17 protein-coding genes are annotated in these 22240 nt (G+C 63.8%); 9 read left to right on the forward strand and 8 right to left on the reverse strand.

The genetic code is table 11. The features are described from left to right. Positions 1–7: 7 nt before the first annotated feature. From AZKH_RS14590 to AZKH_RS14605, 4 genes are all read right to left on the reverse strand, one after another. Complete coding sequence (locus tag AZKH_RS14590) at positions 8–676, reverse strand: hypothetical protein (protein WP_156822115.1); 669 nt, start codon at positions 674–676, stop codon at positions 8–10. A 23-nt stretch (positions 677–699) separates the two neighbouring features. Continuing rightward, a complete protein-coding gene (locus AZKH_RS14595; protein WP_156822116.1) occupies positions 700–1572 on the reverse strand; it encodes a hypothetical protein in 873 nt (290 codons plus the stop codon). Further along, a complete protein-coding gene (locus AZKH_RS14600; protein WP_231874415.1) occupies positions 1569–3986 on the reverse strand; it encodes an EAL domain-containing protein in 2418 nt (805 codons plus the stop codon). The genes AZKH_RS14595 and AZKH_RS14600 overlap by 4 nt, the downstream gene beginning before the upstream one ends. A gap of 191 nt (positions 3987–4177) precedes the next feature. Then, on the reverse strand, positions 4178–5065 hold the full coding sequence (locus AZKH_RS14605; RefSeq protein ID WP_015436557.1) for a DMT family transporter: 888 nt from the start codon (positions 5063–5065) through the stop codon (positions 4178–4180). Positions 5066–5175: 110 nt separating this feature from the next. On the opposite strand from AZKH_RS14605, the gene nadC reads away from it, so the two are divergent. Further along, entirely contained in the window at positions 5176–6024 is an 849-nt protein-coding gene (nadC, locus tag AZKH_RS14610) for a carboxylating nicotinate-nucleotide diphosphorylase (protein WP_015436558.1), read from the forward strand. A 92-nt stretch (positions 6025–6116) separates the two neighbouring features. Here the strand turns inward: nadC and thrC are convergent, their stop codons facing one another. From thrC to AZKH_RS14625, 3 genes are all read right to left on the reverse strand, one after another. Then, the gene (thrC, locus tag AZKH_RS14615) at positions 6117–7562 is read right to left on the reverse strand and encodes a threonine synthase (RefSeq protein ID WP_015436559.1); all 1446 of its coding nucleotides are present in this window, start codon (positions 7560–7562) and stop codon (positions 6117–6119) included. Positions 7563–7659: 97 nt separating this feature from the next. Continuing rightward, complete coding sequence (locus tag AZKH_RS14620) at positions 7660–8970, reverse strand: homoserine dehydrogenase (protein WP_015436560.1); 1311 nt, start codon at positions 8968–8970, stop codon at positions 7660–7662. A 45-nt stretch (positions 8971–9015) separates the two neighbouring features. Beyond that, a complete protein-coding gene (locus AZKH_RS14625; protein ID WP_015436561.1) occupies positions 9016–10317 on the reverse strand; it encodes a pyridoxal phosphate-dependent aminotransferase in 1302 nt (433 codons plus the stop codon). Positions 10318–10493: 176 nt separating this feature from the next. Here AZKH_RS14625 and AZKH_RS14630 point away from each other — a divergent pair, with 176 nt between their 5' ends. From AZKH_RS14630 to AZKH_RS14665, 8 genes are all read left to right on the forward strand, one after another. Beyond that, the gene (locus AZKH_RS14630) at positions 10494–10871 is read left to right on the forward strand and encodes an Mth938-like domain-containing protein (RefSeq protein ID WP_015436562.1); all 378 of its coding nucleotides are present in this window, start codon (positions 10494–10496) and stop codon (positions 10869–10871) included. A gap of 103 nt (positions 10872–10974) precedes the next feature. Then, entirely contained in the window at positions 10975–11436 is a 462-nt protein-coding gene (locus tag AZKH_RS14635; RefSeq protein WP_015436563.1) for a peroxiredoxin, read from the forward strand. 51 nt (positions 11437–11487) lie between these two features. Continuing rightward, on the forward strand, positions 11488–12894 hold the full coding sequence (locus tag AZKH_RS14640) for a PhoH family protein (protein ID WP_015436564.1): 1407 nt from the start codon (positions 11488–11490) through the stop codon (positions 12892–12894). Between the two features lie 124 nt (positions 12895–13018). Next, positions 13019–14917, forward strand: a complete 1899-nt coding sequence (locus AZKH_RS14645) for a DUF294 nucleotidyltransferase-like domain-containing protein (protein WP_015436565.1) — start codon at positions 13019–13021, stop codon at positions 14915–14917. Then, a complete protein-coding gene (locus AZKH_RS14650) occupies positions 14914–15558 on the forward strand; it encodes a 3'-5' exonuclease (RefSeq protein WP_015436566.1) in 645 nt (214 codons plus the stop codon). The genes AZKH_RS14645 and AZKH_RS14650 overlap by 4 nt, the downstream gene beginning before the upstream one ends. 17 nt (positions 15559–15575) lie before the next feature. Next, complete coding sequence (locus AZKH_RS14655; RefSeq protein WP_015436567.1) at positions 15576–16115, forward strand: C40 family peptidase; 540 nt, start codon at positions 15576–15578, stop codon at positions 16113–16115. Between the two features lie 180 nt (positions 16116–16295). Beyond that, positions 16296–19796, forward strand: coding sequence for a PAS-domain containing protein (locus AZKH_RS14660; protein WP_015436568.1), 3501 nt, complete (start codon positions 16296–16298; stop codon positions 19794–19796). Beyond that, a complete protein-coding gene (locus AZKH_RS14665) occupies positions 19789–21393 on the forward strand; it encodes a response regulator (protein WP_015436569.1) in 1605 nt (534 codons plus the stop codon). The genes AZKH_RS14660 and AZKH_RS14665 overlap by 8 nt, the downstream gene beginning before the upstream one ends. 9 nt (positions 21394–21402) lie before the next feature. On the opposite strand, the gene AZKH_RS14670 is transcribed toward AZKH_RS14665, so the two are convergent. Then, positions 21403–22236 carry a tetratricopeptide repeat protein gene (locus AZKH_RS14670; RefSeq protein ID WP_015436570.1) on the reverse strand — a complete coding sequence of 278 codons (834 nt, stop codon included), beginning with the start codon at positions 22234–22236 and terminating at the stop codon, positions 21403–21405. Between the last annotated feature and the right edge of the window lie 4 nt (positions 22237–22240).

Raw genomic sequence — 22240 nt, forward strand, 5'->3', positions numbered from 1 at the left:
TTCGAGGTTAGTGGTAGCCGCTTTGTCCGGGGATCGGAGCACGCCGGATGCGCAGGTCCGGCAGCAGTCCGATTTCCCAGACCGTTTCAGTCGCTCCCGACCGGGCGACGGTCAGCTTCCTTTCGGTCGCTTCCTCCCGCCCCTCCAGGCGCGGATGCCATGCGCGGACCACGTATTCTCCCTGGGGAAGGTCAGTGAGCACGGCCTTGCCATCAGCCCCCGTCTTCGCGAAGTAAGGACTCTCGGAGACGTAGATGTAGCCGATCATCCAGTCGTGGATATTGCAGCCGAGAATGACGACGCCGGGCTTGTCGAACAGGACCGGTGTCGCCGGAGTGCCGGTATAGAGCGGCAACTCGAAGGTCTTGGCAGGCGAAAACGAGTAGACGTGGTGGCGGATGTTGTCGCGGTTCGGGAAATTGACGGAGCTGCCGACCAGTACCGGCAACACGTAGGGGATGAATTCCTTGTTGATCTGATCGACGATCATCGTCGCACTCGGACCGCCCGTCGTCCCTGGGGTCGGAGTCGCCGGCAGTGCGACGACCACCGCATTGGCGACACCCTTTCCGGCCTTGTCCCGCACATTCGCCTGGATATCGCCGGCAAGCAGCTCGCCCGCGCCGAGACTCGACAGCAGTGCTATGCAAGAACAGGCTGCCCGTAACCGACTCATCCGCGATTTGCTCTTCATGGCCCTCAGAACTGATGGAGGTAAATGGCGCGAACGATGTTCGCCTGATAGTCGATGCCGCCTTCGGCACGGCTGTCGATGTATTCATACCCGAGAGTGAGGGACGAGTGGTCATTGATCACCCTGCTGACGCCCAGACTCGCGCCGCGCGTGGTCGCCTTCATCTTGTACGCATACCGGTTCCGTCCGAACACACGGTCTTCGGCGATCGCGCTGGAAGCGAGGAAGATGGGCAGGTTGCGCAGCGTCGTCGAGACGATGTCGCCGTCCCGGAGCGTATAGGCAGCGGACAACACATAGTCCGAACTCAGGGTGTAGTCGCCACCGAGCGTGAAGTTGCGGCTGGTCAGGTCGTAGACATCGGCGGCGACGGTCGGAAGCAGCCGGTCGGCGACGTCGTCGGACTTCCGTCGTTCGAACTCGTAGGTTGCGGTCAGCCCCAGCCGTTCGGTGATCCGTTTGCCGATCCCGAGCTGAGCTGAATACAGCCAGCCATCGCGCCCGTCGTCGCGGTATTCGAGACGTGTCGCCGAGACCGACGCCCGCGCCTCAGGCGCAAGCGGCCCGAGCCCGAACTTATGGCGATAGGCCAGTCCGACGCCTGCGTCGACATGGTCGAGACCCGAGTACTGGCGGTAGCCGGTGGCGGAGAGCGTCATGGTCAGCGTGAGCCGGCCGTTCTCCGTCAGCTGATAACCGCGCCCGCCTTCGGCCGCTATGGCGACGGCCATATCGGACTTGATGTCGCGCTTCAACTGCCCCCGTGGCAGATTGTCGTCGAAGCGCAGCTCGAGCTCGGCTTCGTCGATCCAACCTGCCTGCGCGACGCACGCTGCAGACGTCAGCAACGGCATCAAGATCCAGCGGACTCCTGTCATGTAACGCCCTCCCCAGCCCCAGGTTGCCGTGCCGCCACTTGTCCTTCCGCCCCGCGGAGCGCAAACCACTCCTGGATTTCGGCGAAGGGGACTGGCTTGAAGATATGGTAGCCCTGCACGACGTCGCAGCCCAGCTCCTCGAGCAGCGCGAGGCTCTCGGCAGACTCGACCCCCTCCCCCACCACACGCAGCCCCATGTTGTGAGCGAGATCGATGACCGAGCGCACGATCATGAGGTCGTCCCTGTCGCTCGCCATGTTCGCGATGAAGGATCGATCGATCTTGAGTTCCGCGATGGGAAGCTTCTTGATCAGCGCGAGGGACGAATAACCGCTCCCGAAATCGTCGATCGAAAGCTGGAAACCCATTGCTCTCAACTCGGCGGCCGTCTCGAGCGCGCGTACCGGGTCGTCCATGATCGAACTCTCGGTGATCTCGATCACGAACCATGAAGGCTCCGCCCCGTGGCGCGTCAATAGCTCCCGGACGTGCTCGCCGATTTCGGCATTCAACAGATCGCGTACGGAAAAATTGATCGAGGCAGTCACCTCGAGTCCCTGCTGGCGCCAGCGGACGACGTCCGCAAAGACGCGGTTCATCACCCAGTATGTGATTTCCCGGATAAAGCCCGTCTGCTCGCCGAAGGGGATGAACTCGGCAGGAAACACGAAGCCGTGGGTCGGATGCTGCCACCGCACCAGCGCCTCGACCTGTCGTACCGACCGGTCTTGCAGATCGAGCCGCGGCTGGTAATGCAGCATGAATTCATTCCGCTCGATCGCCTGACGCAGTTCGCTGGACAAGGACAGCCGCGAGTCGATTTCGGGCTCCATCTTGAGCCGGGCGTCGAACGACGCGGCTCCGAGGTGCCGCCGCTTGGCGTAATACATCGCGGCATCGGCCCGGCTCATGAGCACGTTCATTTCGTCCGCGTGTTCCGGAAAACACGCGAAACCGATACTGCCTTCGACGTCGAGCATCCGGCCTTCGAAGGACACGGGATCCTCCAGCGACAGGAGGATCCTGCGCGCCACGTCCTCCGCCATTTCCTTCGTCGCCGCGGGCAGCAGCACCGCAAATTCGTCGCCGCCGAGCCGCGCAACGGTGTCCGACGCACGCAGCAGCGCGCCTCGGAGGCGCGTCGCAACCTCCCGCAGCAGCAGATCGCCGACGTGATGCCCGAGGGTGTCGTTGACCTCTTTGAAGCGGTTCAGGTCGATCAGCATGACGCTCACCGGATGGCCCAGGCGCCGTGCGACACCGACTGCCTGGTTCAGGCGATCGTTGAACAGCGCCCGGTTCGGAAGCCCCGTCAGCGCATCGTGATAGGCCATCGCCTTGATCTGTTGCTCGCGCGAAAAGATCGCTAGCCGCATGTTGTCGAACGCCGTGGCCAATTCCCCGAGTTCGTCGGCTCCCGTCTCCGGCGGCCCCTGGTCGTAGTCGCCGCGTTCGAGCCGGCGTGCAAAGGCGACGAGCGCGGTCACCGGACGCGAAATGCTGCGCGCGATCATCAGGCTTCCGACAATCGTCCCGGCCAGGCTGAGACCCGCGAGGATTAACAAGGTCACGCGCAGTGAGGCGAATTGCGCGACCGCATCCGCGAGCGAGCGCTGCAGTATGGCTACGACATTGCCCTCCGGCCCCGTCGCGAGTGAAGATACCGATACGACGTAGTCTTCGCCCGAGAGATCGCTCAAGCCCGCGGCCAGGCTCTCGGGCCGATATTGCGCCAATGCGCCCAGCAATCGCCCTCTCGGCGCAAACGGCATCGTGCTGCCGACAATCTCCCAGCCGCTACCCGGACGCCAGGCCGCGAACGATACGTCGAGTGATGTCAGCAGGCCGAGTTCGCCGGCAAGGGTGGTATCGATGCGAAACCCCAGCACGGCCCAGGCCACGGGAACCGGGGCAAGCACCGGGACGACGACCAGTTGGAACACGCCGCCGTCCAGCGCCTTGATCGCGGACGCGCTGCCCTTTTCGGCCGCCTCCGCAATCAGCTCGGGGAATGCGAACGGCCTGCCGATGTGTGCCTCGACGCCTGCCGAAGCGTCGGCCAGCACTTTCTGATCGGGGGCCACCAGGATCATTTTTTCGGCACTGATACGCGCGCCGTGATTGGCGAGCGCCGATGCGACCGTTGGGCTATCGCCGGTCATCAAGGCCTGACGGAAGGCGAAATCCGAGGTCAGGATGCTCGCTGAATCGACGAGGCGTCGCGAGCGATCTTCCAGCAAGCGGAGGAATATCCGATCGCCGACCTGGATCTCCTCATGGATCTTCCGCAGCGCATTGACATGGATCGATTTATCGATGACGACGAAGATGACCAGCTGGATCGCGATCAGCAACAAGGCGACGAAGACGATCATCTGATGCGCCACGACGCGCGCCAAGCTTCCGCGTCGCACGGCGACGCCGACGACTTGCGCCCGGACCCTGCCAAGAAAATCCGATATCGTCACCGCTGCATCCAATTCTCTGAAGCGTTCGAGGGTCGAAACCGCCCGCCTCCGCCTTGAGCTACTTTGTAACAGGATACAATGGCCCCGCGACGGAAACACGTCTTTCCCGCCCCAGGAAGAAAATTAACCGTTCCAACTTAGCGGACACCCAGCGTACGCGGTCGCAGTTTCAGGAAACCGGTGGCAAGTCCGGTTCCCCCCAGGATGACCGCGCAGCCGGCGATCATGTTCGAGGTGACGACCTCGTCGAGAAGCAGAGCCCCCCACAACATGCCGAATACCGGGATGAGGAAGGTCACGGCGATCGCGCGGGCCGGACCGATGTTGGCGATGAGCCTGAAATACAGCACGTAGGCGATGCCGGTGCAGCCCACCGCCAACAGGATCACCGCCAGCCACGCCTCGCGGCCGGGATGGCCCGCAGGCCACAACCACACGGCGAAGGGCGCAAGCAACAACGCTGCGTAGAGCTGACTGCCGGTTGCGATCGCCATCGGATCGACACCGGTCAGATAGCGCTTCGTGAAATTCGCCGCGATCCCGTAGTTGAGCGTTGCCGCAAGGCAGGCGAGCACGGCCCAGCCCGAGCCGCCGGCACGAAACGATGCCTTACCCCATACCAGCAGGACCACGCCCAGAAGTCCCAACAGCAGGCCGACCATGGACGTCGGCGACAGCCTGTCCTTCAGCCACAGCCAGGCGACGAGTGCCGCGAACAGCGGCGAAGTGGCGTTCACGATCGAGGCGAAGCCCGCCGTCACCGACAAGGACGCCCAGGCGTACAGGACAAACGGCAGTGCCGAATTCGTCAGGCCGACGAACAGGAGCGCGCCGGCCCGCTCTTTCAGCAATCGTGTATGCCCGCGCCACGCGAGCACCGGCAGCAGCACGGCGGCGGCCAGTCCGACACGCAGCTCGATCAGCGGAACCGGCCCGAACAGCGGCGCCGCAATGCGCATGAACAGGAAGGAACCGCCCCACAGGGCGGCGAGGATCAACATTTCCGAGAAATCGCGGGTCTTCAACGGGGGCCGTCCGTGGGGAACTCGATGACCGGCGCAATCGTGCCAGATTCGCCCCGACGACGGGAGCGAACGGCTAAAATTCCACTTTTGCCAGACGCAGGCACGTCCTCATGAAACTCTCCCAGCAACTTCGCATCGAGATCCAGCGCAATGTAGCAAGCTCACTCGCCGAGGACGTCGGCACGGGCGACCTGACCGCCCGCCTCATCCCGGCCGAGACCGACGCGCGCGGCCGCGTCATCACCCGCGAGGAGGCCGTGATCTGCGGTACGGCCTGGTTCGACGCCACCTTCGCCGCGCTCAGCCCGTCTGCGACGATCATCTGGCATGTGCGCGACGGTGAGCGGGTGAGTGCCGGACAGGTACTGTGCGATGTGGTTGCAACGGCGCGCATCCTGCTGACCGCAGAGCGTACCGCGCTCAATTTCCTGCAGCTGCTGTCGGGTACCGCGACGGCGACGCGGCGCTTCGTCGATGCGGTGGCGGGCACGGGCGCGAAGATCGTCGACACGCGCAAGACCCTTCCCGGCCTGCGCCTCGCACAAAAGTACGCGGTCGCGGTTGGCGGCGGCACGAACCACCGAATTGGCCTCTATGACGGCATCCTGATCAAGGAAAACCACATCATCGCCGCCGGCAGCATTGCCAAGGTCATGGAACAGGCACGGGCGATCGCTCCGTCAAATGTCTTCATCGAAGTCGAAGTCGAAACGCTCGACGAACTCGAAGAGGCACTCGCCGCCGGCGCCAAGATGATCCTGCTCGACAACATGAGCCTCGAGCAAATGCGCAAGGCGGTCGAAATGACCGCGGGCCGCGCCGAACTCGAAGCCTCCGGGGGCGTGAATCTGGAAAAGGTTCGCGCGATCGCCGAGACCGGCGTGAACCGTATCTCGATCGGCAGCCTCACGAAGGACGTCCGGGCGCTGGATCTCTCTCTGCGCCACATCGAGGAATAAGCCGCAGGTTCTACAAAAAGCAGACGCCCCCGGGATTTCTCCACGGGGGCGTCGGACCGGGAAACAAAGGCGTCCGGCTGGACGCCTCACCTTTACCCGGCGACGTGCCGGACGACGAACTGCTTCACCGCGGCGACGTCCGGAGCCATCACTTCGACTCGCTGCGGCAAGGCCTCGATGCCTTCCAGCTGTGCAGGCCGCTCCGGCTCGCGTCCCAGGGCCTCGCGGATCGTCTCGGCGAACTTCACCGGCAGGGCCGTTTCAAGCACCAGCAGCGGCACCCCCGCCGGCACGCTCCCGGCGCAATCCCATGCCACCTTCACACCGTCCGCAGTGTGCGTATCGATCATCGCACCGTACTGCTCGAACACCTGACGGATGGTCGCCAGACGGTCGGCATGCGAGCTACGCCCGGACGTGAAGCCGAAGTTGTCGAGACGCGAAAACTCCGCAGAACCCGACAGGTCGAAAGCGCCGCCAGCATCGACGGACTTCCACAGCTCGGCGACTTTGGCCGGATCGCGGCCGACGAGATCGAAGATGAAGCGTTCGAAGTTCGACGCCTTGGAGATGTCCATCGACGGGCTCGACGTTACGTGCGTCTCGGCCGCCTTGCGCGGGCGATACACACCGGTACGGAAGAATTCGTCGAGCACGTCGTTCTCGTTCGTCGCCAGGATCAGGCGCGAGATCGGCAAGCCCATCTGGCGCGCAATGTGCCCGGCGCAGATGTTGCCGAAGTTGCCCGAGGGCACGCAGAACGCGATCTGCTGGTCGTTGGAGCTCGTGCCGGCGAAATAGCCCTTGAAGTAATAGACGATCTGCGCCGCGACGCGCGCCCAGTTGATCGAATTGACGGCGCCGATCTTGTACTTCGCCTTGAACGCCGCGTCGTTCGACACCGCCTTCACGATGTCCTGCGCATCGTCGAACATGCCGGTGACGGCGATGTTGTAGATGTTCTCGTCCTGCAGCGAGTACATCTGCGCGCGCTGAAATGCGCTCATCTTGCCGTGCGGCGACAGCATGAACACGCGCACGCCGTGCTTGCCGCGCATCGCGTATTCGGCCGCCGAGCCGGTGTCGCCGGAGGTCGCGCCGAGGATGTTGATCTGCTCGCCGCGCTTGTCGAGGACGTACTCGAACAGGTTGCCGAGCAACTGCATGGCCATGTCCTTGAACGCCAGCGTCGGGCCGTTCGAAAGCTCCAGCAGCCCGAAGCGGCCCTTTTCCAGCCAATGCACCGGCGTGATGTCGGCCGCATTGTCGCCGGGACGCGCGAAGCAGTAGACGTCGGCGGTGTAGGTCTTGTCGCAGATCGCTTTGAGGTCTGCCGGCGGAATGTCGGTGATGAACTTCGACAGGATCTCGAAGGACAGCTCGGCATAGGACAGCCCACGCCAGGCATCGAGCTCGGCGCGCGAGATCTGCGGATAGCTTTCCGGCAGATAGAGGCCGCCGTCGGGCGCGAGACCACCGAGCAGGATGTCGCAAAACTCGGGGCGAGCGGCATGGCCGCGGGTCGACAGGTACTTCACGGAATCTTCCTTCAACTGAGCGGGGACATTCCCCAAGGGGAAGCCGGGCAGCGTTCGGCCAGAGAAGCTCGGCGCGCCGCCCGGTCAGGCATGACGATTACTGCAGGCCTTCCATGCGCAGACGGACGATCTTGCCGGCGACCACCGGAAGCGCCTCGATGCTCGCAATCGCGGCGTTGGCGTTCTTTTCCAGCGTCGAATGCGTCAGCATGATGATGTCGGTCTGAGACGCACCTTCGGCCGCTTCCTTCTGCAGCAGCGCCTCGATCGAGATGTCGCTGTCGGCGAGAATGCGCGTGATGTCCGCGAGCACGCCCGGCTTGTCGTCGACGCGCATGCGAAGGTAGTAGGAGGTTTCGACCTCCTCGATCGGCAGGACCTTCAGGTCGCGCACCTGGTCCGGCTGGAACGCGAGGTGCGGCACGCGATGCTCGGGGTCGGCGGTGTGCAGGCGGGTAACGTCGACGAGGTCGGCGATCACGGCCGAAGCGGTCGGCTCGGCGCCGGCGCCCTTGCCGTAGTAGAGGGTCGTGCCGACGGCGTCGCCGTAGACCATGACCGCGTTCATCGCACCTTCGACGTTGGCGATCAGGCGCTTCTCGGGGATCAGGGTCGGGTGCACGCGCAGTTCGACGCCGTTGTCGCGCATCTTCGCGATACCCAGCAGCTTGATGCGGTAGCCCAGTTGCTCGGCGTAGGTGATGTCCTCGGCTTCGAGCTTGGTGATGCCCTCGACGTAGGCAGCGTCGAACTGCATCGGCACGCCGAACGCGATCGCGCTCATGATCGTCGCCTTGTGCGCCGCATCCACGCCTTCGATGTCGAAGGTCGGGTCCGCTTCGGCATAGCCCAGCGCCTGCGCTTCCTTGAGCACGTCGGCAAAGGGCAGACCCTTGTCGCGCATTTCGGACAGGATGAAGTTCGTCGTGCCGTTGATGATGCCGGCGAGCCACTGGATGCGGTTCGCGGACAGGCCTTCGCGCAACGCCTTGATGATGGGGATGCCGCCGGCGACCGCGGCCTCAAATGCGACCATCACGCCCTTCTTCTGCGCGGCAGCGAAGATCTCGTTGCCATGCACGGCGAGCAGCGCCTTGTTGGCGGTGACGACGTGCTTGCCGTTCTCGATCGCCTTCAGCACCAGTTCGCGCGCGACGCCGTAGCCGCCAATCAGTTCGACGACGATATCGATTTCCGGGTCGGCCACGACCGAAAACGCGTCGTCAGTCAGCGTGACGCCCTCGCCGGCGATGCGGCGGGCGAGCTCCAGATTCTTGTCGGCCACGGTGGTAATCCGAATCGGGCGACCGGCGCGACGGGTAATTTCTTCCTCGTTGCGCTTCAGAACGGTGAACGTACCGCCGCCGACGGTACCAATGCCCAGCAGGCCAACATTGATCGCTTTCATAAGAGCTCGTTGAGTAGTGACTACGTGGTTGAAACGGGGCACCGTTCAGGTGCCATGACGCTTTCGGTAATGCTCGAGGAAGCGGGCGATACGGCCGATCGCGTCGCGCAGGTCGTCCTCGTGCGGCAGGAACACCAGCCGGAAGTGGTCCGCATGCGGCCAGTTGAAGCCGGTGCCCTGCACGAGCAGCACGCGCTCCTCTTCCAGCAGTTCTGCGATAAAGGCCTGGTCGTCCTCGATCGGATAGACCTTCGGATCGAGCCGCGGGAACATGTACAGCGTCGCCTTCGGCTTCACGCAGCTGACGCCGGGGATCTCGGTGATCAGTTCGTACGCCAGATCGCGCTGGCGCCGCATCCGGCCGCCCTCACTGACGAGGTCGTCGATGCTCTGGTAGCCGCCGAGCGCGGTCTGGATCGCATACTGGCCGGGGACGTTCGCGCACAGGCGCATCGAGGCGAGCATGTTCAGTCCCTCGATGTAGTCCTGCGCATTGCGCTTGTCGCCGCATACGACCATCCAGCCGGCACGGTAGCCGCACGAACGGTAGTTCTTCGACAGGCCGTTGAACACGATCGTCAGGACGTCTTCAGACAGCGAGGCGAGCGAGGTGTGCTTCTCGCCGTCGTACAGCACCTTGTCGTAGACCTCGTCGGCATACAGGATCAGGCCATGCTCACGCGCGATCTCGACGATGCCGCGCAGGATGTGGTCCGGGTACAGCGCGCCGGTCGGGTTGTTCGGGTTGATGACGACGATCGCGCGCGTATTCGGCGTGATGCGTGCACGCATGTCCTCGAGGTCGGGCAGCCAGCCCTCGGCCTCGTTGCACAGGTAGTGCACGGGCGTGCCGCCGGAAAGGCTCACCGCCGCGGTCCACAGCGGATAGTCGGGCGCCGGCACCAGCACTTCGTCGCCGGCATTGAGCAGCGCGTTCATCGCCATCACGATCAGCTCGGACACGCCGTTGCCGATGTAGATATCCTCGATATCCACACCCTTGATGTGCTTCTGCTGGGTGTAGTGCATGATCGCCTTGCGCGCGGCGAAAATGCCCTTCGAATCGGAATAACCTGCCGAATTCGGCAGATTCCGGATCATGTCCATCTGGATTTCTTCGGGCGCGTCGAAGCCGAACGCGGCAAGATTGCCGATGTTCAGCTTCATGATCTTGTGCCCCTCGTCTTCCATCTGCTTGGCACGCGTCAGGACCGGGCCGCGGATGTCGTAGCAGACGTTGGCGAGCTTTGCGGACTTGCGGACTACGGCGCCGGCGCGCGCCGCTTCCGGCGCAGAATGCGTTTCGGGTAAAGGGGAAGCCACCCGTAGCTTGGGCTCGACGCTCATCGCAGTACGTCCTTTCTTTCGCATTATCGACACTCCGCACCGCGCCATCGACGCGCTGGGAAACTCATCCGCGCCGCCACATCCGCTCAAGGCGTCGGGTGGGCTGGGAATCCAAAAGAAGGTATCTTATCCAACCCTGTACCCCCCGGCAATTTCGCCGCCTACGCCGCGCCGCCATGAAACTGAATCTCGACGTCAATCCGAACCTCAATCTCGTAACCGGGTATGGGGCCGACCACCTGATGATCAACAAGGTCCGTCATGACGGCAACCTGCTGGTGACGAGCGACCGCATCGTCACCGGGTGGGCGCAGGGCGGATTCGATGCGCTCAGGCCCGAGGACTTCGAAGCCGTTCGCGCTCTGGCGGTCGAAATCGTGATCATCGGCACCGGCGCCCGCCAGCGCTTCCCGCGCCCCCAGATCATGCGCCCGCTGATCGACGCGCGCATCGGTTTCGAGGTCATGGACTTCGCTGCGGCCTGCCGCACGTACAACATCCTGGCATCCGAAGGGCGGTCAGTCGCCGCCGCCCTGCTCTTCGACCCCGCCTGAATCCGGCAATACGTCGCATTCGCGCGTCAATCGCACGCCGGCCGATTGTCAGCCGGCCGCGTCCTCCGCTACGCTGCGCATATGTCCTTATGCCGGAGAAGCGATGACTGCCGACAGCATGCCCAGCCCCGACTTCGAACTCCCCGCGACGGGCGGCCAATCCGTGTCGCTTGCCGGGTTGCGCGGCCGGAACGTGGTGTTCTACTTCTACCCGAAGGACAACACGCCCGGTTGCACCAACGAAACCATGGATTTCCGCGACCACCACGACGCCTTCCAGGCCGCCGGCTGTGCCGTCTTCGGCATCTCGCGCGACAGCCTGAAATCGCATGAAAACTTCAAGGCCAAGCTCGGCCTGCCCTTCGAACTGATTTCGGATACGGAGGAACTCGCCTGCAACGCCTTCGGCGTGATCAAGATGAAGAACATGTACGGCAAGCAGGTTCGCGGCATCGAACGAAGCACCTTCGTGATCGGTGCCGACGGCCGCATCCTGCGCGAATGGCGTGGCGTGAAGGTTCCGAGCCACGCCAAGGAAGTGCTGCAGTTCGTACAGAGTCTCTAAGAAAACCCGGCCGAAACGGCCGTCACCGAGGTCAATACGGAGGTTCACTTCATGGTCAAGCGCGCGCCCAGCTCAACGAAGACCAAACTCTTTGTCCTCGACACCAACGTGCTGATGCACGATCCGACCAGCCTGTTCCGCTTTGAAGAGCACGACGTCTACGTGCCGATCATGACGCTGGAGGAGCTCGACAACAACAAGAAGGGCATGTCGGAAGTGGCGCGCAATGCGCGTCAGGCCAGCCGAACGCTTGATGAAGTCGTGTCCTCCAGCGAGCACGACATCGCGACCGGGATCGATCTGGCTGCGCCCTCGCACGACCTTGCAACCGGCAAGCTGTTCCTGCAGACCGAGGCGATCAACGTGCAGCTGCCGGCTGCGCTGCCCACTGCCAAGGGCGACAACCAGATTCTCGGCGTGATGATGCATCTCGCCGAACGCACTCCCAAGCGTCCGGTGATTCTCGTCTCCAAGGACATCAACATGCGCATCAAGGCCCGCGCGCTGGGCCTGGACGCGCAGGACTACTTCAACGACAAGGTTCTCGAGGATACCGACCTCCTCTACACCGGCTGGCTGGAGCTGCCCGTCGACTTCTGGGACAAACATGCCAAGGGCATGAAATCATGGAAGGAGAACGGGCACACCTACTACCAGATCGAAGGCCCACAGAGCGCCGATCTGATGGTCAACGAGTTCATCTACCAGGACGGAGAGAACCCGCTCAACGCCTGGGTGAAAGAACGCAACGGCCGCAGCGTGCTGATCGAGACCGTTACCGACTACGGACACAACAAGAACAACGTGTGGGGGATCACGGCGCGCAACCGTGAGCAGAACTTCGCGTTGAACCTGCTGATGAACCCCGAGATCGACTTCGTCACCCTGCTCGGCCAGGCGGGCACCGGCAAGACGCTGTTGACGCTCGCGGCGGGCCTGACCCAGGTCCTCGAGACCAAGCGCTACTCCGAAATCATCATGACGCGCGTCACGGTGCCGGTCGGCGAGGACATCGGCTTCTTGCCGGGCACCGAGGAAGAAAAAATGGCGCCGTGGATGGGGGCGCTGGAAGACAACCTGGACGTCCTCAACGGCACCACCGGTGAAGGCGGCGACTGGGGCCGTGCGGCGACGCGCGACTTGATCCGCTCGCGGATCAAGGTGAAGAGCCTCAACTTCATGCGCGGGCGCACCTTCATCAACAAGTTCCTGATCATCGACGAGGCGCAGAACCTGACGCCGAAGCAGATGAAGACGCTGATCACGCGCGCGGGCCCCGGCACCAAGGTGGTATGCCTTGGCAACATCGCGCAGATCGACACGCCTTACCTTACAGAAGGCAGTTCGGGCCTGACTTTCGTCGTCGATCGCTTCAAGAGTTGGCCGCATTCGGGCCACATCACGCTCCAGCGCGGCGAGCGCTCGCGCCTCGCAGACCACGCGGCAGACGTGTTGTAGGCGTCGAGGGACGATTACGGGGCGTCGGCAGCATCGACGCTTCGTAACGAAACTTTGTTACAGGTCATACTGGAGGGAGGTTAGCGTCCTATAATAAAAAGGTTTTGTGCCAGAAAACCTTTTGATGACCGCCACCGCCCCCGAGATGCTGGTCGGAGCCAGCACCGAGTTTCTCAAGCGCTTTTCACCGTTCAACCGGATGGAAGCAGACGCGCTCGAGTTTCTCGCCGAGCGCGCGGTCCTCGCCTTTCACCCCAAGGGCCGGGAAATCCTGACGCCCGAGATGGGACAGCCGACGCACTTCCACATCGTGCAGCGTGGCCAGGTCCAGGCGAGGCAATCGGGCCCGACGAGCGTCACCGACTACACGCTGATGACGCTGGGCCCCGGCGAATGCTTCCCGATCGGCGCAATTTCCGCGCAACGCCCGTCGACGAATGCCTACGTCGCGATCGAGGACAGCTTCGTCTTCCAGATTCCCGCAGAAGATTTCCTGACGCTCATGCAGATGAGCCCGGTCTTCCATCTCTTCTGCACGCAATACATCGCGAGCCTGCTCAACCAGTCGCGCCAGCAGCTGCAGACCACGTTCTCGCAGCGTGCCGCCGAGCAGCAGACGATGACGACACTGCTCGGCCAGCTCGTCAAGACCGATCCCGTCTTCGTCGCGCCGGACGCGACGATCCGCTCGGCGCTGGAGAAGATGGCCGAGCGGCACATCGGCTGCATCGTCATCGTCGACGGCGAGCGGCGCCCGGTCGGCATCCTCACGCAGAGCGACCTGCTGCCGCGCGTGGTGCTTCCGGGCATCGACCTGACCCGTCCGATCAGCGACGTGATGACCCAGGCGCCGCACGTGATGTCGGCGACGGCGTCGGCCTATGACGCCGCACTCGACATGGCGACGCATGGCGTCCGGCACCTGCTCGTCATCGACAGCGAAGAGCGCCTAAAAGGCGTCGTGTCGGAACGCGACCTCTTCACGCTGCAGCGCATCAGCCTGCGCCAGATCCGCGCGAGCATCGAGGGCGCCGCGGACATCGAGGCGCTCAAGGGTGCGAGCCGCGACATCCGCCAGCTCGCACTGAACCTGATCGCCCAGGGGATCGGCGCCGAACAGCTCACGCAGTTCATCTCGGCGCTCAACGATGTACTGACCCGCCGCATCATCGACATCGCCGTCGGCAAGCACAAACTCTACGGCGTCGATTACGCGTGGCTCGCCTTCGGCTCCGAGGGTCGGCACGAGCAGACGCTGTCGTCGGATCAGGACAACGGCATCATCTTCGAGATCCCAGAAGGCGGCGACGGCGCGGCGCTGAAGCAGCGCCTGATGGCATTCGCCGGGGATGTCAATGACGACCTCGCCGCCTGCGGCTTCCCGCTGTGCAAGGGAGGCATCATGGCGCGAAATGCCGACCTCTGCCTGACGCTGGACGAGTGGAAAGGCCGCTTCGGCGACTGGATTCGCGAACCGGACCCGCAGGCGCTGCTCAACGCATCGATCTTCTTCGATTTCCGCGTCCTGTGCGGCAACGAACGGCTCGGGGATCAACTGCGCGGCTGGCTCAATCGCTCCGCCCGCTCGAATACCGCCTTCTTGCGCATGATGGCCGCCAACGCCCTGCAGGTCGCGCCCCCGCTCGGCCGCATCCGCGATTTCGTCGTCGAGGACGACGGCACGATCGATCTCAAGAAGTTCGGCACGCGTCTTTTCGTGGACGCCGCGCGCATCCTTGCGCTGCGCGCCGAGGTCAACTCCAGCAGCACCGTGCAGCGCCTGCGCCAGGCGGGCGCGAAAATCGGCATAGCGGCCGAGGAGCTCGCAGCGCTGATCGACGGCTTCCATTTCATCCAGTTGCTGCGCCTGCGCTCGCAACATCTCGACACCGAACATGACGCTCCGGGCGACAACCGCATCGACCCCGACGATCTCAACGAACTGGACCGCCGCATCCTGAAGGAAGCGTTCCGGCAGGCCCGCAAGCTGCAGTTGCGACTGAAGCTCGACTACCAGCTATGAACTGGCTCACGCGCCTGCTCGGCAACCGCCCCGACCTCGAATCGCTCGACGCGCCGTTGCGTGACGCCGTCCTGCGGTGGCAGGCGCTTCCGCCGCCGGACCTCGGAAAGCCGCACTTCGAGACCCGCTACGTCGTGCTGAATACCGAAGCGACCGGCCTGGATGTCGATCACGACCGCTTGCTCGCAGTCGGCGCGATCGGACTCGACGGCGCCTTGCTGTCTCCTCGCGACAGCTATTACGCCAAGCTGGATCCGGATCCGGCGAAGGCGCTCGCCGAACTGCTCACCTTCACCGGAAATGGTCCAGTTGTCGTTTATAATGCCGGGTTTAACCGCACGCTGATTGAGCGGGCGCTCGCCGAGACACTGGGTGTGGCGCCGGATTGGTGCTGGCTCGATCTCTACTGGCTGCTACCCTGCCTTTTCGAAGATCACTTCGACAGGCCCGCGCGGCTTGGCGACTGGATGAAGGTCTTCGGCATCGAGACCTTCCAGCGCCACCACGCGCTCGGCGATGCGTGGGTGATCGCCCAGCTGATGCTCGCCGCACAATCCCGTGCCCTCCAGGCAGGCACATCCTCCGCACGCAGCCTGGCCGACCTTGAACGCAACCGGCGGCAACTGAGCCGCCAGCCATGACCAGACGGGAGTTGATATTGACCCGGTATCCGAACTTTACCCTGACGCTCGCCTCCCTGGCCTTGTCACTCGCACTTGCATTCTCATCGGCAGCCGATGCCGCCGAAAACCCGTCGCAAACCGTCACCCAAAGCGCTCTCCAGTCGATCGAGGGCTACAGCAGCGCCGTCCAGAATCTCGTCAACGAGGGGATGGACTATCTCGGGATCCGCTACCGCTTCGGTGGCAATTCGCCTGAAACAGGGCTCGATTGCAGCGGATTGGTACAAAACGTCTTCCGCAATGCGCTCGGCCTCGATCTGCCTCGTGCGGCACGCGACATGGCGCGCCTCGGCGAGAAGGTCGGCATGCAGGATCTGAAGCCGGGCGACCTGGTCTTCTTCAACACGATGCGACGCGCGTTTTCGCACGTCGGCATCTATCTCGGCGACGGCCGCTTCCTCCACGCGCCTCATCGCGGCGCCGAGGTGCGCATCGAGGAAATGGACAAGACCTACTGGCTGAAGCGCTTCAATGGTGGCCGCCGTCTGCTGCAGGACGGCGCGGGCACCGAATAAGCCCTTCGACCGGGCCGAGCGCTGCTGCCTTCCGCCCGATACACGCTGCCACAAAGCCGGCTTGCCATGCGGTCCGGATCGCTTGAGTTGCACAGACTCTTTCGCTAGGGTGAATGGCAATCCCGCCTCGGCCGCCACCCACGGCTGAGATTCCCGGATCCGGAGCCGAGGAGATGGGGCATGAGTGCGAGCTGGGTGGTTCTTGCCTCCGCGGCTTACCTTGGTCTGCTCTTCGCGATCGCCTTCACGGTCGACCGCGGCGCTTCGCTGTTCCCGTCGCACACCTTCCCGGAACGCTGGACCTTTTCACTCTCGCTCGCCGTCTATAGCACCTCGTGGACGTTCTACGGCAACGTCGGGCAGGCGGCGACCTCCACGCTGGGATTCATCCCGCTTGATCTGGGCCCCATCCTCGTCTTCGTTTTCGGCCAACCGTTGCTGCGCAAGCTGCTGCGGGTGTGCAAGAACCAGCACATCACCTCGCTCGCGGACCTCATCGCGGCCCGCTACAGCAAGAAGCGCTCGCTCGCCGTGCTGACGACGCTGATCGTCGTCATCGGCATCATCCCGTACATCTCCTTGCAGCTGAAGGCGGTATCGACCACCTTCGACCTGCTCACTGCAGCGCCTCTCGGCCCGCCCGGGACGCCCGTTCCACCGATGCACACCGACACCGCGCTGTACGTCGCGCTGCTGATGGCCGGATTCGTGATGCTCTTCGGCACGCGTCGCGTCGATGCCACCGAACAGCATCGCGGCATGGTGACGACGATCGCATTCGAGTCGCTGGTCAAGCTCGCGGCAATGCTGGCAGTGGGGGCCTTCGTCACGTATGGGCTGTTCGACGGATTCGGCGACGTGATCGGGGACGCCTTGAGCCACAGCGAGACCGCTCGGCTGGTCGATCTCGGCGCCCAGATGCAGGTACCGGAGTTCTGGTCGATCGCCGTCCTGTCGGCGATGGTGATCATTTGCCTGCCGCGCCAATTCCAGGTGCTGGTCGTCGAAAACACGCAGACGGCCCACCTGCGGACCGCCGCCTGGCTCTTTCCGCTCTACCTGGTCGCCCTCAACGTCTTCATACTGCCGATCGCGCTGGCCGGCCGGTTGATCCCGGCGCTCGCGGGCGTCAGTCCGGACAGCTACGTACTGACGGTGCCGCTTGCGAGTGATGCGCCGTGGCTAGCCCTCTTCGCGTTCCTGGGCGGCTTTTCGGCAGCCACCAGCATGATCATCGTCGAAACCGTCGCCCTCGCGACGATGGTCAGCAATGCCTTGATCCTGCCCTCGCTGATCCGCGGACACCGTCTGCGCGACGCAAGTCAGCCCAGTCTCGTCGGCATGGTCAAGTGGGTCCGCCGGGTATCCATCCTCGGCATCCTCCTGCTCGCCTACACCTACGTTCGCCTGGTCGGCAATTCCTTCGCGCTCACCGGCATCGGACTGGTGTCCTTCGTCGCCGTGGCGCTCTTCGCTCCCGTCATCGTCGGTGGGCTCTACTGGCGCCGAGCGCACTGGCGTGGCGCCTTCTGGGCGCTCGTCGCGGGTTTCGGCGTCTGGTGCTACACGCTGCTGATCCCCTCCCTTGCCGAATCCGGCTGGCTCGGCCGCAGCCTGCTGGAGCATGGCCCTTTCGGTATCGCGGCCCTCAAACCCTACGCGCTGTTCGGCCTTGACGGGCTGGATCGCATCACGCACGGCTTGATTTGGAGCCTCGGAATCAGTCTCGGGATCTATGTCGGCGTGTCGCTGTTCTCGAGTCCGACGGAGGACGATCGCGCCGTGGCGGGGGCCTTCGTCGACAGCATTCAAACGGCGACCGAACGGGAGTTTTCCGCCTCCCTGCACTGGGGCGACCTTGCCCAGGTGCTAGCGCGATTCCTTGGCAACAACGTGGCGCGGCGCGAGATGGAAAGGCTCGCCGCAGCGCGTGGCATTCCGCTCGAACTCGAACGCGCCGTCGACACCGAGCTGGTCGGTGATGTGGAGAGGCTGATCGCGGGAGCGGTCGGCAGCAGCCTCGCCCGCGTCGTCATTGCGTCCGTCACGCGCGAACGGCAAGACAGCATCGCCGGCGTCCTGACGCTGCTTTCGGAAGCCTCGGAACAGATCGAGATGCAATGGGAACGACTGCGCGAAGCCGTCCAGAACATCGATCAGGGCCTCGCAATGTTCGACGCGGAGCTACGCCTGGTGGTATGGAACGACCGGTTCTTCGAGATGTTCGGGATCGACCCTGCCCTCGCGACCGTCGGCACTCCATTTGCCACCCTGGTCCGGGAAACAACGCGCGACGCGACCGAAGCCGATACCGATTCGCTGGTACGCAAAGCGCTCGAACGAGCCAAGCTCTCCGAACCCCAGACATTCGAGCACCAGCGCCCCAATGGGCGCGTCATCGATGTCTACCAGAAGCGATTGCCCGACGGCGGACTCTTGGCGACTTTCACGGACATCACCGACCGCAAGCTCGCCGAAAAGGCCTTGCGGGAAGCGAAAGCGAATCTCGAACAACAGGTCGAAGCGCGCACCGCGGAGGTCAGGGAAAGCGAACATCGCTTCCGCGATTTCGCCGAATCGGCATCCGACTGGTTCTGGGAATGCGACGACCGGCTGCAGTTGACCTATCTCTCCGAACGGGCGGCCGAGACGCTCGGCCACCCCGCGATCGCCGCCGTCGGTCAAGGCCTCACGAGCCTCGCGGCCACCCACGAAGTCTCTCCCGAGACGTGGAAGAAGCATTTGGACGACCTGGACGCTCGCCGGCCATTCAGCGGCATCGAATATCCGATTGAGACGGGGGATCGTGAACCTACGCATGTGCGGCTGAGCGGCAAGCCGGTCTTTGACGCGGGCGGCGTATTCCTCGGCTACCGCGGCACCGCAACGGACGTAACGGAGCTGGTGCGAGCTCAGCTCGAACTGATTCGCCAGGAAAAGATGGCGGCCCTGGGCGGACTCGTTGCGGGCGTGGCGCATGAGATCAATACGCCGGTGGGGATCGGCATTACCGCGACGAGCTTCCTGCGCGAACGGGCGAGCGAGTTCTCAGAACGCTACGCAAAGGGCCAGATGAAGCGATCGGATCTCGAAGCATTCCTTTCGACGCTCGACGAATCGCTCGCGTCGCTGGAAAACAACCTGCATCGGGCGGCAGGCCTCGTGCGCAGCTTCAAGCAGGTGGCGGTCGACCAGTCGAGCGATGCCCCCCGCCGCTTCAACGTCAAGGAATACCTGGGCGAGATTCTCGACAGCCTTCGGCCGCGACTGAAAAGGACGCCCCACACCGTTTCAGTCGAGTGTCCCGACGATCTCGAGATCCAAAGTTTTCCAGGAGCGTGGTCGCAGATCCTGACCAACCTGATCATCAATTCGCTCCAGCACGGCTTCACCGACGATGTAGCCGGCCACATCGAGATCGTGGTGCGCGAAGACGCCGGGACGCTCTGGCTCACGTATCGCGACGATGGTCGCGGAATGTCGGCGGATTTGGCGCGCCTCATCTTCGATCCCTTCTTCACGACGCGGCGCAGCGAAGGCGGCAGCGGGCTTGGGATGCATATCGTATACAACCTCGTCACGCAGCAGTTGCAGGGCCGGATCACCTGTATCACTGCTCCCGGAAAAGGCATAAGCTTCACGATAACCCTCCCTCTGACGACGGAGCCTCCAAATGGCTGATCCCGGCGTTTCCGCCAAGGCTGTCCCGGACGATGACGCGCTCTTGTTTGCCGACGAGGACACCTCAACCGAGACGGAAACGCCTGTCAGCCAGTCTTCCCCCTGGAAAATCCTCGTCGCCGACGACGACGACGAAGTGCATGCCGTCACGCAGATGGTGCTGCGCGACCTGGTGTTCGAGGGACGGCCGATCGAACTCATCTCCGCGCACTCCGGGCGGGAAACCCTCGAACAGCTCGCGACGCACCCGGACATCGCGGTGCTCCTGCTCGATGTCGTGATGGAAACCGATCACTCCGGCCTGGACGTCGCCCACCAGATCCGCGAGCAGCTCCACAACCACATGGTGCGGATCATCCTGCGCACGGGTCAGCCTGGACAGGCGCCGGAACGCAGCGTCGTGATCGACTACGACATCAACGACTACAAGGAAAAGACCGAGCTCACCGCACAGAAGCTCGTGACGACGGTGATCGCCGGCGTGCGTTCCTATCGCGATCTCATCACCATCGAGCGCAGCCGCCGCGGGCTGGCACAAATCATCGACGCGTCGCGCGACCTCTTCGCGCCACAGTCGCTGGCGCGGCTGTCGTCCGGCGTCCTCACGCAGCTGACGGCCCTGCTCCATCTCGGGGAAAACGGATTGCTGCTGCAGGACTCGGGCGTCGCGGCGCTCCGCGGCGACGAATCCCACGCGAACTACGAAATCCTCGCAGGCACCGGTCGCTTCGCCGGGACCGAAGGGCACAAGCTGAGCACTGAACTCGCGCCGGAAGAGATGGAACGCATGCTGAAGATCGGCCAGGGCGAGGTGGTCTTCTCGCGCGGCGAATTCATTGGCCGATTCAAGGCCCATACCGGCTCCGAGAACATCATCTTCGTCCAGACCACGCATCCCGGCGAGGAGATGGACCTCAACCTGATCCGGCTCTTCGCCTCGAACATCGGCCTCGCTTTCGACAATGTCCACCTGCAGGAAGAGCTCGCCTCCACGCAATCCGAGCTCGTGCACACCCTCAGCGAAGTCGTCGAGACGCGCTCGAACGAGACCGGGATGCACGTGGTCAGGGTCGGCGCGCTTTCGGCACTGCTCGCCCATCTTGCCGGACACGACGAGACGGAGTGCTCGATGCTGATACAGGCCGCGCCGATGCACGATCTGGGAAAGGTCGGCATCCCCGACTCGATCCTGCACAAGCCGGGCCCGCTGGCGCCGGACGAGTGGGAAATCATGAAGACCCACACCTCACTCGGCTACAACCTCCTCCATCGCTCCAAACGACGAACGCTGCAAACCGCCGCGATCATCGCCGAACAGCACCACGAATGGTGGGACGGCGGCGGTTACCCGAACCGACGCAAGGGCACCGACATCCACCCCTTCGGGCGCATCGTCGCCGTCATCGACGTCTTCGACGCGCTCTCGCATCCGCGCTGCTACAAGCGGGCGTGGGAACTCGACCAGATCATCGAATACATCCGGGCCAATCGTGCCCGCCAGTTCGATCCCAATTACACCGACGTCTTCCTTGACCACGCCGACCAGCTGATCGACTTGTGGCGTCAGTATCCGGACCCGGGCGACGAGAAGCCCTGAGCGCTCCGCCTATTCCTGCTTCGCCTCCACCAGCCTGCGATACTGCGCCATGTGGCGGATGGCTTCCCTCGGCCTTCTGAATTGTTCGCACAACAAGGCCAGGTTGTAGTGGCAATCGGCCAAACCGGGATCGCCGCGCAACGCCGCCTGATAGGCGTCCATCGCTTCGTGCTTGCGATCCATATCGTCGAGCAGGACCCCGAGGTTGTACATCAACGTCGCGTCGCTGCCGCAGGCCGCGATCGCCTCGCGGTACACGCGTTCGGCTTCCGCCAGGCATCCGGTCTCGTGCAGGAGCGATCCCAGATTGATACGGGCATCGAGCAGATTCGGCGCCGCGGCGATGGCCCGCTCATAGGCTCGCCGCGCGGTCTCGGGTTCGTCGCGCTCCAGCGCAAGCGCCTGCTCGAACCAGTGCGTGGCGTGCGCCGGTGCGTGGGCGGGAGGTTCCGCCGCCTTGTACTCCGCCACGTTCAGCGAGCCATCGGACGGATCGCCTTCGAACGCGAGCAGATACTGGCCCGATTCGGCCTGCCAGTGACTACCCCCTTCCTTCACCACGACACGATCGGCGATTACGCGGACGGATAGGCCCGATAAGGGCATCTCCTCCGGAAGCCGGCCGCGCAGCGCCTTCATCGACCGCAGGATGCGCTTGGACGGCACCCGCGCCTCCACGAGCGCTTGGGCGGTGCGCAGGACGACCAGATCCTGGAAGGAGAAGCGCCAGGCGTTGCGCGGGCCGCGCTCAGGCGAAACGAAGCCCGCCTCGATCAGTGCGCGGATCGTGCTGCGCCGCAGGCCCAGAAGCTTTTCGACCTCGCGCACGCCGTAGCGGTGCATGGGG

This window comes from Azoarcus sp. KH32C (assembly GCF_000349945.1).
Taxonomy (GTDB): Bacteria; Pseudomonadota; Gammaproteobacteria; order Burkholderiales; family Rhodocyclaceae; genus Aromatoleum.